The sequence below is a fragment of the Streptomyces sp. WG7 genome (assembly GCF_049975785.1).
In the GTDB taxonomy this organism is placed as follows: domain Bacteria; phylum Actinomycetota; class Actinomycetes; order Streptomycetales; family Streptomycetaceae; genus Streptomyces.
This window is the reverse complement of the sequence record NZ_JBNGGE010000084.1, coordinates 1-15932: the sequence shown is the minus strand read 5'-3', so window position 1 is coordinate 15932 and position 15932 is coordinate 1. Positions and strand designations below refer to the sequence as shown.

Genomic DNA, 15932 nt, shown 5'->3' with positions numbered 1-15932 from the left:
TGGGAGAGTAGGACGCCGCCGAACAATTATTGCGAGGAAACCCCGCACCGGGAACGGTGCGGGGTTTTCTGCGTTTACTGGCGCGTTTACTGTCTTTGTATGCGCTACGACCTGGTTATCTTCGACAACGACGGCGTCCTCGTCGACAGCGAGCCGATCTCCAATCGGCTCCTGGCCGGCTATCTGACCGAGCTGGGACACCCGACGTCGTACGACGACTCCCTGAGGGACTACATGGGCGCCGCCATGCACCGGGTCCACGACCTCATCCTGGAGCGGACGGGGCGGCGACTGCCCGCGGACTTCGACGACGTGTTCCATCGGCGGGTGTTCGCGGCCTTCGAACGGGACCTGGAGCCCGTGCCCGGCGCTGTCGGCGTGCTGGAGAAGCTCGCGGCGGACGGGGTGGCGTACTGCGTCGCCTCCTCCGGAAGTCATGAACGCATTCGGGTGGGGCACCGGAAGACCGGGCTGGACCGGTGGTTCGACGACGAGCGGATCTTCAGTTCCCAGGACGTGGGGCGGGGAAAGCCGGCACCGGACCTCTTCCTGTACGCAGCCGAGCGGATGGGGGTCGCTCCGGAGCGGTGTGCGGTGATCGAGGACAGCCCGCTCGGCGTGCGGGCGGCAGTCGCGGCCGGGATGGATGTGTACGGGTTCACAGCGATGACACCGGCGGCCAGGCTGACCGGGGCCACTCGGCTCTTCGGCGACATGGGGGAGCTGACCGACGTGCTGATGTGCCGGCAAAGCTGATCTGGGGTTGGGGTTGGGGTTGGGGTTGTGTGTGCTGGTGCCGCAGGCGTTCGCGGCGCGTTCCGGGCTCGACCGGACCGATACGGTGGCGGGCATGAGCGGCCGCGCACAGCTGATGTGGGACGAGGCAGTAACGGGCTATGACTTCGGCCCGGAGCATCCGATGGATCCGGTCCGGCTCGCCCTGACGCGAGGACTGGTCGGTGCCCTGGGGCTCGACCGGGAGGCCGAGGTCGTCGCGGCGCCGGCGGCCGGGGAGTCGACGCTGCGGCTCGTCCACCGGGAGGACTACATCGACGCGGTGAAGGCGGCGTCGGCGGATCCCGGTTCGGCGGACGGCGCGTACGGACTCGGGACGATCGACGATCCCGCCTTCACGGGGATGCACGAGGCGTCCGCGCTGATCGCCGGGCAGTCGGTGGGTGCGGCGGAGGCGGTGTGGCGCGGGGACGCGCTGCACGCCGTGAACTTCGCGGGCGGGCTGCACCATGCGATGCCGGGCGCGGCCTCGGGGTTCTGCGTGTACAACGACGCGGCGCTGGCGATCGCGCGGCTCCTGGAGCTGGGGGCCGAGCGGGTCGCGTACGTCGATGTCGACGTGCATCACGGGGACGGGGTGCAGGCCGCGTTCTGGGAGGATCCGCGGGTCCTGACCGTGTCGCTGCACGAGCACCCGCGGACGCTGTTCCCGCAGACCGGGTGGCCGGAGGAGACGGGGTCGGACCGCGCGGAGGGGTCGGCGGTGAACGTCGCGTTGCCGGCGGGGACCGGGGACGCCGGGTGGCTGCGGGCGTTCCACGCGGTGGTACCCGAGGTGATCGCGGACTTCCGGCCGCAGGTGCTGGTGACGCAGCACGGCGCCGACACGCACTTCGAGGACCCGCTCGCGCACCTGGCGGTGTCGCTGGACGCGCAGCGGGCGGTGCAGGTGGCGTGTCATGAGCTGGCACACGAGTACGCCGAGGGGCGGTGGGTGGCGCTGGGGGGCGGCGGGTACGCCGTGGTGGACGTGGTGCCGCGGTCGTGGACGCATCTGGTGGGGATCGCGGCGGGGCGGCCGGTGGAGCCCGAGACGGTCATTCCGGAGGGGTGGCGGCAGGACGTGTTCGCACGGACACGGCAGCTCGGGCCGATGCGGATGACCGACGGCCGGTGGCCGGTGTCCTGGGCACCGTGGGAGGCGGGGTACGACCCCGCGGACCGGTTGGACCAGGCGGTGCTGGCGGCTCGGCGGGCGGTGTTTCCGTTGCGCGGGCTGCTCGCGTGACGGCGCCCGCGGGCGCAGGGTGCCGGTGCCGGGGTGTGCGTGGTGCCCGCGGCTGGGGCGGCGTACGACTGGCCGCAGCTGTGCGGGGTGGGACCGCTCTCGGGTGTCGCGGGGCGTTACGCCGACCGTGGGTCGATTCCCGCGTTCCTCGCTCCGGGGACGGGCGGACGCGGCAGCATCGGGCTCGTGCTGACCCGTGGAGCTCTTCGGGCTCATCTTCTGGACGTCCGTCTTGCCGGGCCCGTGGCGACTTCACGGGAGGCGAGTCTGCGGAGTTACCGGCTGTTCGCCGCCCGGGATCCGAGGGTGCTGATCGGAATCGACCCGGAAGGGGACTGGGGGCAGCAGGAGCTGCTCGGGCTGATGGCGGAGAGGTGCGGGGTTTCGGCCGATCCGCACGACACTTCGGGCCAGGACGTGATTGATCCCGATCGGACACTGGCGGCTCTGGACGCCTTCGCCGATCGGCTCGCCGTGGTCGCTCAGCGTCGCGGCCCGGTCCTCCTCGGCACCGGGCACCCCCATCGACTGCTCGGTTTCTACGCCGCCTTGGCCGACGCGCTGTCGGCGGCGGGATGTGCTGTCCTCACCCCGGCGCAGGGTCGCCGTGTCGACATAACGACCCGGTTCGGTCTACGCACGTACAACCTCGACTACGTCCGGGGAGTCGCGTTGGTGCGGGAACCCGCCGCCGGGCACGCCGGTGGTGAGCCCGGCGCACACACGCATTCACCGCTCCCGGTTCGTACCGCGCTGGCCGCCGCGGCCGAGGCCGGCGGGCCGCTTCCCGAGTTGGTGATCGGGGACCACGGATGGGTCTGCGGAGCAGGTCAGCTGGGGTTCGAGGCCATCGGTCCGGCCGATACGGACGATCCCGCGCTCTTCGTGGGGCAGGCAGAGGGGTCCGTGTCCGTCGTCGTTCCGCTTGATGACGCTGTGCGGTCTGAGTACTACCGGCCGCTTACCCGCTACGTACTCAATCGAGCGTGTCTGTCACGGTAGGGGAGCTGTGGGGTGCACCTCTTCCCCATTCGCATCACCCGCCCCTACATTGGGGAGTGAGCACGCAACGACGAAGAGTCACCGGAAGGGGAAGCCGGTGGCCGTCGAGTGCGGAAGGTTCAGGTGTGTCATGGCTGCAGCTGGCGAAAGGCCTCTGAACGAGGTTCAGTTCCTGACCGTGGCGGAGGTCGCCTCGGTGATGCGCGTGTCCAAGATGACCGTGTACCGGTTGGTGCACAGCGGTCATCTGCCCGCGATCCGGGTGGGACGGTCGTTCCGCGTCCCGGAGCAAGCGGTTCACGAGTACCTCCGTGAGAGCTATGTGGGGGTGGAAACGGCCTGACGGCGGCCCGGGGAGGCTCTCAGGGCTCGTCAGGGCCTCTCCCGGCCTCCGGGACCTCCCTCGGCACCTCGATTACGACCTCAGCGCTCGGGCGGGTAGGCTAGCCCCTCGTAGGTCGTGTGGGCCCATGGCGCCCAACAACCGAGTGATGAGAAGTGAGCGAGGGTAGTCGTGGGCTCTGTTATCAAGAAGCGGCGCAAGCGGATGGCCAAGAAGAAGCACCGCAAGCTGCTCAAGCGCACGCGCGTTCAGCGTCGCAACAAGAAGTAAGCGACGCTGCGCCGTCAGCGTGGTCTGTGGCCCCCCACCGCATCCGGTGGGGGGCCACAGTCGTATCCCGGGTGCGAGGCTTCGGGCGCGGGGCACGGCCGCGCGTTTTCCGTCACTTGCTGCATCCGGCGGTCATCACAGCGCAACACCGACCGGCTAAGTTGGCCGGCGGACGGGGAACGCGGCAGGGTACGCAGTAGGGCGGAAGGAAGGCGCTGGTCTTGGGCAAGGTCGTGCTCGTCACCGGAGTGGCCCGTCAGCTGGGGGGCCGGTTCGTGCGGCGCATCCAGCGTGATCCCGACGTGGACCGGGTCGTGGGGGTGGACGCCGTCACGCCGGAGCACCATCTGGGCGGCGCGGACTTCGTCCAGGCCGACATCCGGCAGTCGGCCATCGGGCGGGTGCTCGCCGAGACGGGCGCCGACACGGTCGTCCACATGGACGTCACGGGCACGCCGCTGGGCGGCGGCAGCCGGACGTCGGTCAAGGAGACCAACGTCATCGGCACGATGCAGCTGCTCGGCGCCTGCCAGAAGTCGCCGACCGTGCGGCGGCTCGTGGTGAAGTCCAGTACGAACGTGTACGGGTCCGCGCCGCGCGACCCGGCCGTCTGCACCGAGACCACCGCGCCCAAGTCCCTGCCCAGCGGCGGCTTCGCCAAGGACGCGGTCGAGGTCGAGGGGTACGTACGGGGCTTCGCGCGCCGTCGGCCGGACGTCGCGGTGACCGTGCTGCGGTTCGCCAACATCCTCGGTCCGGGGGCGGAGACGCCGCTCGCCTCCTACTTCGGGCTGCCGGTGCTGCCGACGGTGTTCGGCTACGACCCGCGGCTGCAGTTCGTGCACGAGGACGACGTGATCGAGGTGCTGCGGCTCTCCTCGCACGAGCCGCGGCGGGGCACGCTGAACAGCGGCACCTTCAACATCGCCGGCGACGGTGTCCTGCTGCTCTCCCAGTGCTCGCGCCGGATGGGCCGCCCCACGGTGCCGTTGCTGCTGCCCGCGGTCACCTGGACGGGCTCGCTCGTGCGTACGCTGGGGATGACGGACTTCTCCCCCGAGCAGATCCGGCTGCTCACCCACGGGCGGGTGGTGGACACCACGCAGATGCGCGAGACCCTGGGTTTCCGGCCGAAGTACACGACGGCCGGGGCGTTCGCGGACTTCGCGCGCGGCCGCGGTACCGGACTGCTGCCCCCCGAGGCCCTCGCGGGGGCCGTCGACCGGATCGCGGAGCTGTCCCTGCGGGGCAGTGGCCACCTCCCGACGCAGAGCGCCAACTGAGGAGCGCATCAACGATGGCGGACGCCAAGGTCATTCCGTTCGACGACGACCGGTCGCGGGGGAGCGGCGGGAGCGGCGGGAACGCGGCGCAGCGCCCGCCGCGGCGCCGCGGCGGGGGGAGCCGGCGCAAGGGCACGGCGGAGTCCGTGCCGGTACGCGAGGTGCAGCCCCTGCCGGTGCGGGAGCCCGCGCCGGACGACGTCCCCGTGACGTCCGAGTCGTCCGGGGTGCCGGAGCCGGGTTCTCAGGGGCCGGGGTCGCAGGGGTCGGACGGCGGTGGCCTGGAGCGGCGTATCGCGGGCGGTCTGGCGTTCCTGCGCCGCCGCCTCACCGGCGACTACGAGGTCGACGACTTCGGCTACGACGCCGAGCTCACCGACCAGGTGCTGATGTCCATGCTGCGCCCGGTGTACGAGAAGTACTTCCGGGTCGAGGTGAAGGGCGTGGAGAACATCCCGGCCGAGGGCGGTGCGCTGATCGTCGCCAACCACTCCGGGACACTGCCGCTGGACGGGCTGATGATGCAGGTCGCCGTGCACGACCATCATCCGGCGGACCGGCATCTGCGTCTGCTGGCGGCCGACCTGGTCTTCGTGCTGCCGGTGGTCAACGAGCTGGCCCGCAAGCTCGGCCACACGCTGGCCTGTGCGGAGGACGCCGAACGGCTGCTCGGTCAGGGCGAGCTGGTCGGGGTGATGCCGGAGGGGTTCAAGGGCATCGGCAAGCCGTTCGGTGAGCGCTACAAGCTCCAGCGCTTCGGGCGCGGCGGTTTCGTGTCCACGGCACTGCGGCAGGGGGCGCCGATCATTCCGTGCTCGATCGTCGGCGCGGAGGAGATCTACCCGATGATCGGCAACGCCAAGACGCTGGCGCGGCTGCTGGGCTTTCCGTACTTCCCGCTGACGCCGACCTTCCCGTGGCTGGGGCCGCTGGGTGCGGTGCCCCTGCCGACGAAGTGGACGATCCAGTTCGGCGAGCCGATCCCGACGGACGGCTATCCGGCGGAGGCCGCCGAGGATCCGATGCTGATGTTCAATCTGACCGACCAGGTGCGGGAGCAGATTCAGCACACGCTCTACAAGCTGCTGGTGCAGCGGCGGTCGGTGTTCTTCTGAGGTATCCCGTTCTTCTGCGGTACGGCTCTTCTGCGGTACGGCGGCATGACGGTGGGGTGCTCCCTCCACTCGAGGGAGCACCCCACCGTCATGCCGCCGGGTCAGTCCGCGTCGTCCGCTTCGATGCCCAGGCCGGGCAGGAGGCCCGGGAGGAGGGGCGGGAGGGTGACGTCCGGTTCCGCGGGCGGGGTGTTGTCGCCCGTCGGCGGGGAGGCGGTGCCGGTGTCCTTCGGCGGGTCGAGCAGGCCGCCCGTGCCGCCGCCGAGCAGGCCGTCGTTCTCGCGGCCGGAGTCGGCCGACTCGCTGGGCCTCTCGCTGTCCGTGCGCTCGCGTTCGGACGTACCGGTGTCGCCGGTGCTGGGAGCGGACGAGTGGCCGGAGCCGGGGGTGCCGGTGGTGGCGGACTCGGAGCTGTCCTGCCGGCCGCTGTCTCCGCTGTCGTCGTCCCGGGACGGCTGCTCCGGCAGCATGGACTGCAGCGGGGCCACGTCGTCCTCTATGGCGTCGAAGACGGAGGACACCTGGTCACTGACGTCCCCGAGCTGCACGGGAAGCCGGTCGCGCAGTGCTCCCCAGGTTTCCCGGTGGGAGCGGGAGAAGGTGGACAGGGCCTGCATGGGGGCGAGTGAGTCGGGGTCGCGGGCGTAGGCGGCGCTGAGCAGGCGGTGGCCCTCGGAGGCGTCGTGCTCCATGCCGGACAGGGCACGGCGGACCTCGCTGAGGGACTCGTGGTCGAGGGGCCCGCCGCGGTCGCGTTCCATCAGCCGGCGTGCTTCGTTGAGCCGGGTCGATGCCAGGTCCAGGTGGGCCCGGCCGCGCTCGTCGTCCCCGTCGGCGAGACCGAGGCGGAAGTCCTCGATGCCGCGCTTGAGGCCGTAGAGCGAGTCACCGGGCAGGGCGTCCGAACTGGCGGCGGCGACTCCGCCGAAGGCTCCGGCGGCCACGCTCACGCTCAGTCCGCCCGCGGTGAGGCCCTTGGCCAGCCGCGAGCGTGGCCGGAACCTGCTCAGTGAGGCCGCCCGGTGGGTGCCGCGCGCGCGGCGTTGCTCCGGTACCGGACTGTCCGTCGCCCCGTCGCCCGCGGTGCCCTCTTGCAGCATGGCCTCGAACGCGGCCACCAGCTGGGCCCGCTGGACGACCTTGACCTCGGGATCCAGCTGGGGCCGGGGCAGCGTCTCCAGGCCGGCGGCGAGGGTCAACAGACGACCCTGCCCGGTCGGTTCCGCGGTGGCCCCGGCGTCGGCCGGTCCTCCGGACTGCTCGGTCGCCGCCCCGGGATCGGACTGCTCCTCCAGAGCCTGGGCGAAGGCGTTCGCCCGCCGGTGTGCCGATACGTTCGCGATCACTGGCGGCACCTCCTCTCGTCATGACGGTCGACTCCCCAGGGGGTCCTGAGGGTTGCACACCCTGATCTGAACCACCCGATCGTGTGATCGGAGTCGGCCAGGGGGTGACCACAGGGAGCCTGCATCCGGCACAACGAGCGGCGCGGCACTTGGGTTACGGACGGTGGGTGATCGGACCGCGGGTACAACAGGCTTTCACCGACGGTGATTTGGGGAACGCGGGGAGTTTCGGCGGGTGCGGCGCCTCCGGGGCGCCGGGAGCTCAGCGCGCGTCGTCCGGGAGCAGTCGGGCGAGGGTGCGCACGGCCCGGTACTGGAGCGTCTTGATGGCGCCCTCGTTCTTGCCCATGACACGGGCGGTCTCGGCGACCGAGAGGCCTTGGAGGAAGCGCAGGGTCACGCACTCCTGCTGCTGCGGGTTGAGCCGTCGTACGGCGTCCAGCAGGGCGGCGTTGGAGAGTGATTCGAGGACGGAGTCCTCGGGGGACCGCTCGACCTCGTTGGCGTCGAGCATCTCGCCGGTGGTGACCTCCAGCCGGAAGCGGCTGGACTTGAAGTGGTCGGCGACGAGGTTGCGGGCGATGGTCACCAGCCAGGCGCCGAAGTCGCGGCCCTGCCAGGTGAAGGTGCCGATGCGCCGCAGGGCGCGCAGAAAGGTCTCGCTGGTGAGGTCCTCGGCGGTCGCCTTGCCGCCCACCCGGTAGTAGATGTAGCGGTACACGGTGTCGCTGTACTGGTCGTAGAGCCGTCCGAAGGCGTCGGCCTCGCCGGCCTGGGCCCGCTCGACCAGGTCCATCATGCGGGCGCTGTCGCTGTCCGCGGCGGGGCGGCGGTGGGTGGTGGCGGCGGTCCCGGACGAGGACGACCGCGCGCGTCTGCCGACGGCGGCGCTTCCGTCGGCCAGTGCATAGCACGGGCCGACGGGGGCGGTGGCCGCGGCGAGGGCGGGAAAGGCGTACGCGGTGGGGACGAAGCCGCGCAACAGGTCTTGGGCTGATTTGACCGTTGCGCGCAGCGTAGCCAGGCCCGAGGCGTCAACCCCGACGTGTGGGTACACGGGACTCCCAGAGGCAGAGCTTCCATCACGTGCAGTACGGAACCATTCACCCGTCGTAGCGAAGGTGGGGTGCCGGAATGCGTCTGAGGAGAATAACGCTTCGTACAGGTGCTGCTACGCCCAGTTGCTCAAATCATCGATTACGTCGCTTCTGTGCCCGATTGACGGTCGATCGGTTGCGACAGAGTGATCGGTTGACGACCGGAACCGTTCAGGTTCTTTGTGACTGCAGAGCGTGTTGTGGTCAATGTGGGAAAGGGGGACTGGAGGGGATGCTCCGGGGGTACGTCCCATGGATGGCTCGACGGGCGGCCCGGCGGGCGGCCCGTCGGGTGACTCAGCGGCGGCGGCGGTGCAGCGCGATGGCCGCCGCGGTGCCGCCGGCCACGGCGCCGACGCCCGCGGCCGCCGGGATGCCGACCTTGGCCGCCTTGCGGCCCGTGCGGTAGTCGCGCAGCCGCCACTCCAGCTCCCGGGCGTGCTTGCGCAGCTTGCTGTCGGGGTTGATCGCGTACGGGTGTCCGACCAGCGACAGCATCGGGATGTCGTTGTGGGAGTCGCTGTAGGCGGCGCAGCGGGACAGGTCCAGGCGCTCCGCCGCCGCCAGCGCGCGCACCGCCTCGGCCTTCGCGGGGCCGTGCAGCGGCTCGCCGACCAGCTTGCCCGTGTAGACGCCGCCGATCGACTCGGCCACGGTGCCCAGTGCGCCGGTCAGGCCCAGGCGGCGGGCGATCACCTGGGCGATCTCCACCGGGGCCGCCGTGACCAGCCAGACCTTCTGCCCGGCGTCCAGGTGGGCCTGGGCGAGGGCGCGGGTGCCGGGCCAGATTCGCTCGGCCATGTACTCGTCGTAGATCTCCTCGCCGATCGACTTCAGCTCGGAGACCCGGTGGCCCTTGACGATCGACAGTGCGGAGTCGCGGGCGTCCTGCATGTGCTCCGGGTCCTCGAACCCGGCGAGCCGGAACCATGCCTGCTGCCAGGCGAACCGGGCGAGGTCGCGGGTCTCGAAGAACTTCCGCTTGTACAGGCCCCGGCCGAAGTGGAAGATCGCGGCGCCCTGCATCACGGTGTTGTCGAGGTCGAAGAAGGCGGCTGCCCTGTCGTCACCGTGGACCGGGAACTCGGCTTCCGCACCCGTGTCGGGTGAGGTGTCCTGTGCGGACTGCGCGGACTTGCGGGCTGCCTCCGCCGAGGCCTCGCCTGCCAACACGCTCCGTGCCGTGGCGGAGCGCCTACGGGGAGTGAGCCATCGAAGAGCGGCCATGTCCGTGAGCATAGCCAGTTTGTTCGGAGGCTTCGGAGCCGAGAGGTTCGGAGGCTGTGAACTCCGCGCGACCGTGTCGTCAAAGGGTTCGGTGAGGGTACCGGCGGAGGGCCCGGTGGAGGCGTCGGTGAAGAGCCGGGTGCGGGCCTCCGCGAAGGCCTCGCTGAAGGACCGGTCCCGCGGGCGCGTCGGCGTGCCGGCCCGGCAGGCGGTCCGGCCGCCGTCGAGGGGTCGGCTCGCGGCGTCGTGCGCGCGAGAATGGCCGGCATGAGTCCCCTCTTCCGCCGAAAGCCCTCGCCGACCCCGGGGGCCCCGCAGCCCGCGCAGTCCTCTGAGCACTCCGAGAACCATCTCGTCACCCTCATCCGCAAACCCGGCTGTCACCTGTGTGATGACGCACAGCTCGTCGTCGAGAAGGTCTGTGCCGACCTCGGTGTCCCCTGGGAGGGGAAGGACATCACCGAGGACCGTGAACTCCACGACGCGTACTGGGAACAGATCCCGGTCGTCCTGGTCGACGGCAGGCAGCACACCTTCTGGCGTGTGAACGAGGAACGCCTGCGCAAGGCACTGACCGACGAGTCCAAGTAGTCCGGATGGTCGCTTAGGATCGATGGTGACTTGGTCTCGGGGGCGTTGATCGTGAGGAGTGTGTGCGGCTTTGCCCCCGATGGGAGAGGAACGCGGGTGCGAGTGCGCCGGTTCCCGGTTCGCACGCCGGGCGCGCGTGAGCCCGGTCACGTTGGCCGGGCAAATCGGACACCATCTTTGTGCACGCGTTCACAAAGACATAGCCTGCATTCGACGGGGCGGTCATGTAGGGACGTATGACCGCCTACAGCCCCGCTCTACCCGCAGGAGCACCGTGGCAACTGGCCGAACACACCGACCGGCGACCCGCAGCCGAGGGATTCCCGAGGCCACCGTCGCCAGGCTTCCGCTGTACCTCCGCGCCCTCACCGCGCTCTCCGAGCGCTCGGTGCCCACGGTCTCCTCCGAGGAGCTGGCGGCCGCGGCGGGAGTCAACTCCGCGAAGCTGCGCAAGGACTTCTCCTACCTCGGCTCCTACGGGACCCGGGGTGTCGGCTACGACGTCGAGTATCTCGTCTACCAGATCTCCCGCGAGCTGGGGCTCACCCAGGACTGGCCGGTAGTGATCGTCGGTATCGGTAACCTCGGCGCCGCGCTCGCCAACTACGGCGGGTTCGCGTCCCGCGGTTTCCGGGTCGCCGCGCTCATCGACGCCGACCCGGGAATGGCCGGAAAGCCCGTCGCCGGGATCCCCGTGCAGCACACCGACGAGCTGGAGAAGATCATCCAGGACGACGGTGTCTCGATCGGTGTGATCGCGACCCCCGCCGGTGCCGCCCAGCAGGTCTGCGACCGGCTCGTGGCCGCCGGTGTCACCTCCATCCTGAACTTCGCGCCGACCGTGCTGAACGTCCCCGAGGGCGTCGACGTGCGCAAGGTCGACCTCTCCATCGAGCTGCAGATCCTCGCCTTCCACGAGCAGCGCAAGGCGGGCGAGGAGGCCGCGGCCGACGGCGTCGCGCCGCCCGTCGCCGCCCGCAGGCAGCAGCACCCCGCCGACTCCGCCGACAAGGGACCCGACGGGGACGTTCCCGCCGTGATGCCGGCATGAGCCTCCTCGTCGTCGGACTGAGCCACCGCAGTGCCCCCGTCAGTGTCCTGGAGCGGGCCTCGCTGAACGCGGACGCGCAGCTCAAGCTGTTGCAGGACACGGTGGCCGCCGAACCGGCCACCGAGGCCGCGGTGCTGGCCACCTGCAACCGCATCGAGCTGTACGCCGACGTGGACAAGTTCCACGCCGGTGTCGCCGAGCTGTCCACGCTGCTCGCCCAGCACAGCGGGGTCGGCCTGGAGGAGCTCACTCCTTATCTTTACGTGCACTACGAGGACCGGGCCGTCCACCACCTCTTCTCGGTGGCCTGCGGGCTCGACTCGATGGTGGTGGGCGAGGGGCAGATCCTCGGCCAGATAAAGGACTCCCTGGCCAGGGCGCAGGACCTGCACACCGCCGGACGGCTGCTGAACGACCTGTTCCAGCAGGCGCTGAGGGTCGGCAAGCGGGCCCACTCCGAGACCGGCATCGACCGCGCCGGGCAGTCCCTGGTCACCTTCGGCCTGGAGCAGCTGTCCGCCGGAGCCGACGTCCAGGAGTGGGCGCGGGGCAAGAAGGCCCTGGTCATCGGCGCCGGTTCGATGTCCTCGCTGGCCGCCGCGACGCTGGCGCGGGCCGGGGTCGCCGAGATCGTGGTCGCCAACCGCACCTTCGAGCGGGCCGAGCGGCTCGCCCAGATCCTTTCCCAGGGCGATGACACGGACGTGCTGGCCCGCGCGGTACCGATGGACTCGGTGCCGGTCGAGCTGACACGTGCCGACGTGGCCGTCTCCTGTACCGGCGCGACCGGGCTGGTCCTCACGGCCGACGCCGTGGCGGCGGCGGTGCAGGGCCGTACCGGCGTCCCCGCCGTCGAGCCCGGTGCCGGGCGTCCGGTGGCCGAGGCCGGCCCCGGTGGCGTACGGGAGGCAGCTGAAACGCCTCTGCAGGGCGGCGCCACTGGTGGTGCCGCGACCGGTGCCGGTGCCGACGAGAACTGCCCGCTGGACCTGTCCTCCGTGCCGTCCGGTTTCTCCGTCATGGGGGAGGCCGCGGTGGCCGGCATGGACGCGGCGACGCTGGAGCAGCACGGGGCCTGGGCCGCGGGCGGTGCGACGGTGGAGCGGTCGCGCGAGGCCGGGCGGCCGGGCGCCGAGGCGGACGCCGAGCTGATTACCGCGCTCGCCGCGACGGCGACGCGCGTGGGCCGTGTTCCCGAGCGCCGCCGGCCCGAGCCGGTCGCCGAGGTGCCGCGCCCGCAGCCGGTGCTCTTCCTGCTCGACCTCGCGATGCCGCGCGACATCGACGCCGCGGTGCACCGGCTGGCCGGGGCCCGCCTGGTGGACATCGAGTCGCTCGCCGACGCGTCGGCCGACGCTCCGATGGCCGCCGACGTCGACATGGTCCGCCGGATCGTCGCCGACGAGGTCGCCGCGTTCGGGGCGGCCCAGCGGGCCGCGCACATCACTCCCACCGTCGTCGCGCTGCGCAGCATGGCCGCCGGCGTCGTGGCGGGCGAGATCGCCCGGCTGGAGGGGCGGCTGCCGGGCCTCGACGACAAACACCGCGCCGAGATCACCCAGACCGTCAAGCGTGTGGTCGACAAGCTGCTGCACGCGCCGACGGTACGGGTCAAGCAGCTCGCCGCCGAGCCCGGCGGCGCCGGGTACGCGGACGCGCTGCGCACCCTGTTCGACCTCGACCCCGAGACGGTGGCCTCCGTCTCCCGCGCCGAGAACAGCACTGAGAAGAACCGAGGGCCGGCATGACTGAGAAGGCACTGAGGCTGGGGACCAGGCGCAGCAAGCTCGCCATGGCCCAGTCCGGGCAGGTGGCGGACGCCGTGAGCCAGGTGACCGGTCGGCCCGTTGAGCTGGTCGAGATCACCACGTACGGCGACGTCTCGCGGGAGCAGCTGGCGCAGATCGGCGGCACGGGCGTGTTCGTGGCCGCGCTGCGCGAGGCGCTGCTGCGGGGTGAGGTGGACTTCGCGGTTCACTCGCTCAAGGACCTCCCCACCACTCCGCACGAGGGGCTGGTGGTGGCCGCCGTACCGGAGCGCGAGGACCCGCGGGACGTGGTCGTCGCCCGGGACGCGCGCAAGCTCACCGACCTGCCCCGCGGGGCGCGGATAGGGACGGGCGCGCCGCGTCGCATGGCGCAGCTGAACGCGTACGCCCGCACCCACGGGCTGGAGATCGAGACGGTCCCGATCCGGGGCAACGTCGACACCCGCATCGGATACGTCCGCAGCGGTGAGCTCGACGCCGTCGTGCTGGCCGCCGCCGGGCTGAACCGGGTGGGCCGCATCGACGAGGTGACCGACTTCCTGTCGGTCGACACGGTTCTGCCCGCTCCCGGCCAGGGGGCACTGGCGATCGAGTGCACCGCGGACAACGCGGACCTCGTCGCCGCGCTCGCCGAACTCGACGACCCGTTCACGCGGGTCGCCGTGACGGCCGAGCGGTCACTGCTCGCCGCCCTGGAGGCCGGCTGCAGCGCCCCTGTGGGCGCGCTGGCCGACCTTCTGGCCGACGGGCAGGTTGTCAAGGAAATGCGCCTGCGCGGCGTCGTCGGTACCACCGACGGCTCGACGCTGGTGCAGCTGTCCACCACCGGTCCCGTGCCCCAGACGCACGACGCGGCGATGGCACTCGGTCGCGAACTCGCCACCGAGATGCTCGCCCAGGGCGCGGCCGGTCTGATGGGGGAGCGAGCACATTGAGCCCCACCACCTTTCCCACCGGTCCGGAACACGGGCACGTCACCTTCCTGGGTGCCGGACCCGGAGATCCGGGACTGCTGACTCTGCGCGCCGTGGAGGCACTGGCGCACGCGGACGTCCTCGTCGCCGAGCACGAGGTGCTCGACGTCGTACGCACGCACGCGAGGCAGGGCGTGTCGGAAGTGCACACGGACGCCGATCCGTCGGATCCGGGCACAGGCGCGCCCCAGCTGAAGGTTGTTGACGGCGCGTCAACGACCTCGGGCGTCCCCGCCGTGCGGGATGCCGCACATCTTGTCATGGAGGCCGCGCGGGGCGGCAGGCGGGTCGTGCGTGCGGTGACCGGGGACCCCGGGCTCGACACGTACGCCGCCGAGGAGATGCTGGCGTGCGCCGCGGCCGGGGTGCCCTTCGAGGTCGTCCCCGGTATCGCGAACGCGGTCGGTGTGCCGGCGTACGCCGGTGTGCCGCTGCGGGACGCCGAGGGTGCCGACGTGCGGTTCGTGGACGCCCGTACGGCGTCGGACCGCTGCTGGACCGAGGTCGGCGCCTCCGACGGGACGGTCGTCGTGTCGACGACGCTCGACTCGGTGGCCGCGGCCGCCGGTGAGCTGGTGTCGGCGGGCCGCAAGCCGGACACCCCGATGACGGTGACGATCGCCGGTACGACGACGCGGCAGCGGACCTGGGCGGCGACGCTCGGCACGGTCGCGCAGACGCTGAAGCAGGCGAAGGTGCTGCCGTCCCCGGACGGTGGGCGCCCGGTGATAGCCGTGGTCGGCGAGCGTTCCGCCTCTCCCCGGCGCGACCAGTTGTCGTGGTTCGAGTCCAAGCCGCTGTTCGGCTGGAAGGTCCTCGTGCCGCGTACGAAGGAGCAGGCGGCGTCGCTCTCCGACCAGTTGCGGTCGTACGGCGCCGTGCCGAGCGAGGTCCCGACCATCGCGGTGGAGCCGCCGCGCACCCCGCAGCAGATGGAGCGGGCGGTCAAGGGCCTGGTGACGGGCCGGTACGAGTGGATCGCGTTCACGTCGGTCAACGCGGTGAAGGCGGTCCGGGAGAAGTTCGAGGAGTACGGGCTGGACGCCCGTGCCTTCGCGGGCATCAAGGTCGCCGCGGTCGGGGAGCAGACGGCGAAGGCGCTCATCGCCTTCGGCGTGAAGCCGGACCTGGTGCCGAGCGGTGAGCAGTCGGCCGCGGGCCTGCTGGAGGACTGGCCGCCGTACGACCCGGTCTTCGATCCCATTGACCGGGTCTTCCTTCCTCGTGCCGACATCGCGACCGAGACGCTGGTCGCCGGGCTGATCGAGCTGGGCTGGGAGGTCGACGACGTCACCGCCTACCGCACGGTGCGCGCCTCGCCGCCGCCGGCCACGACCCGGGAGGCGATCAAGGGCGGCGGCTTCGACGCGGTGCTCTTCACGTCGTCGTCCACGGTGCGGAACCTGGTCGGCATCGCCGGCAAGCCGCACAACGTCACGGTGATCGCGTGCATCGGTCCGGCGACCGCGAAGACGGCCGAGGAGCACGGCCTGCGGGTGGATGTCATGGCTCCCGAGCCGTCCGTCCACAAGCTGGCGGAGGCCCTGGCCGACTTCGGCCTGCGGCGTCGCGCGGCGGCGGTGGAGGCCGGGGATCCGGTGACGCGGCCGAGCGAGCGGCGGCCGGGGGCGCGGAGGCGGCGGTCTTCGACCTGAGGCCGTGAGGCCGTAACGTCGTGTGGCCGGGAGGCTGAGTGCGACGTGGTGGGGGGGGGGGGGGGGGGGGGGGGCCCCCCCCCCCGGGGGGGGGGGGGGGGGGGGGGCCTCGGCGTGGGAGTGTTCGCGGGTGGTCGACGGGCCGCGGTTCGTGGCGTGGTTCATGGTGCCTCTTCCAGGGCGTCC

At 71.5% G+C, this 15932-nt stretch carries 15 protein-coding genes; 12 read left to right on the top strand and 3 right to left on the bottom strand.

The window, feature by feature from the left end:
- Positions 1 to 99: 99 nt before the first annotated feature.
- The 7 genes from ACP4J0_RS37630 to ACP4J0_RS37600 all read left to right on the top strand — a co-directional run bounded on the left by ACP4J0_RS37630 (position 100) and on the right by ACP4J0_RS37600 (position 6036).
- The gene (locus tag ACP4J0_RS37630; protein WP_426603801.1) at positions 100 to 756 is read left to right on the top strand and encodes an HAD family hydrolase; all 657 of its coding nucleotides are present in this window, start codon (positions 100 to 102) and stop codon (positions 754 to 756) included.
- Positions 757 to 850: 94 nt separating this feature from the next.
- Positions 851 to 2023, top strand: coding sequence for an acetoin utilization protein AcuC (locus ACP4J0_RS37625; protein WP_426603799.1), 1173 nt, complete (start codon positions 851 to 853; stop codon positions 2021 to 2023).
- A gap of 186 nt (positions 2024 to 2209) precedes the next feature.
- Complete coding sequence (locus tag ACP4J0_RS37620; RefSeq protein ID WP_426603797.1) at positions 2210 to 3025, top strand: phosphatase; 816 nt, start codon at positions 2210 to 2212, stop codon at positions 3023 to 3025.
- A gap of 130 nt (positions 3026 to 3155) precedes the next feature.
- A complete protein-coding gene (locus ACP4J0_RS37615; RefSeq protein ID WP_004984898.1) occupies positions 3156 to 3368 on the top strand; it encodes a helix-turn-helix domain-containing protein in 213 nt (70 codons plus the stop codon).
- 171 nt (positions 3369 to 3539) lie between these two features.
- Positions 3540 to 3638 carry a 30S ribosomal protein bS22 gene (locus ACP4J0_RS37610; RefSeq protein ID WP_003948845.1) on the top strand — a complete coding sequence of 33 codons (99 nt, stop codon included), beginning with the start codon at positions 3540 to 3542 and terminating at the stop codon, positions 3636 to 3638.
- 221 nt (positions 3639 to 3859) lie between these two features.
- Positions 3860 to 4921, top strand: coding sequence for an NAD-dependent epimerase/dehydratase family protein (locus ACP4J0_RS37605; RefSeq protein ID WP_426603795.1), 1062 nt, complete (start codon positions 3860 to 3862; stop codon positions 4919 to 4921).
- Between the two features lie 14 nt (positions 4922 to 4935).
- Positions 4936 to 6036, top strand: coding sequence for a lysophospholipid acyltransferase family protein (locus ACP4J0_RS37600; RefSeq protein WP_426603793.1), 1101 nt, complete (start codon positions 4936 to 4938; stop codon positions 6034 to 6036).
- A gap of 101 nt (positions 6037 to 6137) precedes the next feature.
- Here the strand turns inward: ACP4J0_RS37600 and ACP4J0_RS37595 are convergent, their stop codons facing one another.
- The 3 genes from ACP4J0_RS37595 to ACP4J0_RS37585 all read right to left on the bottom strand — a co-directional run bounded on the left by ACP4J0_RS37595 (position 6138) and on the right by ACP4J0_RS37585 (position 9706).
- The gene (locus ACP4J0_RS37595) at positions 6138 to 7382 is read right to left on the bottom strand and encodes a DUF5667 domain-containing protein (RefSeq protein ID WP_426603791.1); all 1245 of its coding nucleotides are present in this window, start codon (positions 7380 to 7382) and stop codon (positions 6138 to 6140) included.
- Between the two features lie 262 nt (positions 7383 to 7644).
- Positions 7645 to 8439 (bottom strand): ECF subfamily RNA polymerase sigma factor, BldN family, encoded by a 795-nt coding sequence (locus tag ACP4J0_RS37590; protein ID WP_426524946.1) that lies wholly within the window; start codon positions 8437 to 8439, stop codon positions 7645 to 7647.
- 337 nt (positions 8440 to 8776) lie between these two features.
- Positions 8777 to 9706 (bottom strand): HAD family hydrolase, encoded by a 930-nt coding sequence (locus ACP4J0_RS37585; RefSeq protein WP_426603789.1) that lies wholly within the window; start codon positions 9704 to 9706, stop codon positions 8777 to 8779.
- A gap of 258 nt (positions 9707 to 9964) precedes the next feature.
- Between ACP4J0_RS37585 and ACP4J0_RS37580 the strand changes: the two genes are divergently transcribed.
- The 5 genes from ACP4J0_RS37580 to ACP4J0_RS37560 all read left to right on the top strand — a co-directional run bounded on the left by ACP4J0_RS37580 (position 9965) and on the right by ACP4J0_RS37560 (position 15746).
- Positions 9965 to 10297 (top strand): glutaredoxin family protein, encoded by a 333-nt coding sequence (locus ACP4J0_RS37580; protein WP_426603803.1) that lies wholly within the window; start codon positions 9965 to 9967, stop codon positions 10295 to 10297.
- Positions 10298 to 10571: 274 nt separating this feature from the next.
- Entirely contained in the window at positions 10572 to 11348 is a 777-nt protein-coding gene (locus ACP4J0_RS37575) for a redox-sensing transcriptional repressor Rex (protein ID WP_426603787.1), read from the top strand.
- Positions 11345 to 13096, top strand: a complete 1752-nt coding sequence (locus ACP4J0_RS37570; protein ID WP_426603785.1) for a glutamyl-tRNA reductase — start codon at positions 11345 to 11347, stop codon at positions 13094 to 13096. Before ACP4J0_RS37575 ends, ACP4J0_RS37570 begins: the two co-directional genes overlap by 4 nt.
- Positions 13093 to 14052: a hydroxymethylbilane synthase gene (gene hemC, locus ACP4J0_RS37565; protein WP_426603783.1), complete on the top strand. Its 960-nt coding sequence runs from the start codon at positions 13093 to 13095 to the stop codon at positions 14050 to 14052. Before ACP4J0_RS37570 ends, hemC begins: the two co-directional genes overlap by 4 nt.
- Positions 14049 to 15746 carry a uroporphyrinogen-III synthase gene (locus ACP4J0_RS37560; protein ID WP_426524934.1) on the top strand — a complete coding sequence of 566 codons (1698 nt, stop codon included), beginning with the start codon at positions 14049 to 14051 and terminating at the stop codon, positions 15744 to 15746. The genes hemC and ACP4J0_RS37560 overlap by 4 nt, the downstream gene beginning before the upstream one ends.
- Positions 15747 to 15932 lie beyond the last annotated feature (186 nt).

Excerpts from the sequence above, each read along its gene's own strand:
- ACP4J0_RS37630 (WP_426603801.1), top strand. The coding sequence starts at position 100 with ATGCGCTACGACCTGGTTATCTTCGACAACGACGGCGTCCTCGTCGAC.
- ACP4J0_RS37625 (WP_426603799.1), top strand. The coding sequence starts at position 851 with ATGAGCGGCCGCGCACAGCTGATGTGGGACGAGGCAGTAACGGGCTAT.
- ACP4J0_RS37615 (WP_004984898.1), top strand. The coding sequence starts at position 3,156 with ATGGCTGCAGCTGGCGAAAGGCCTCTGAACGAGGTTCAGTTCCTGACC.
- ACP4J0_RS37600 (WP_426603793.1), top strand. The coding sequence starts at position 4,936 with ATGGCGGACGCCAAGGTCATTCCGTTCGACGACGACCGGTCGCGGGGG.
- ACP4J0_RS37585 (WP_426603789.1), bottom strand. The coding sequence starts at position 9,706 with ATGGCCGCTCTTCGATGGCTCACTCCCCGTAGGCGCTCCGCCACGGCA.
- ACP4J0_RS37580 (WP_426603803.1), top strand. The coding sequence starts at position 9,965 with ATGGCCGGCATGAGTCCCCTCTTCCGCCGAAAGCCCTCGCCGACCCCG.
- ACP4J0_RS37570 (WP_426603785.1), top strand. The coding sequence starts at position 11,345 with ATGAGCCTCCTCGTCGTCGGACTGAGCCACCGCAGTGCCCCCGTCAGT.
- hemC (WP_426603783.1), top strand. The coding sequence starts at position 13,093 with ATGACTGAGAAGGCACTGAGGCTGGGGACCAGGCGCAGCAAGCTCGCC.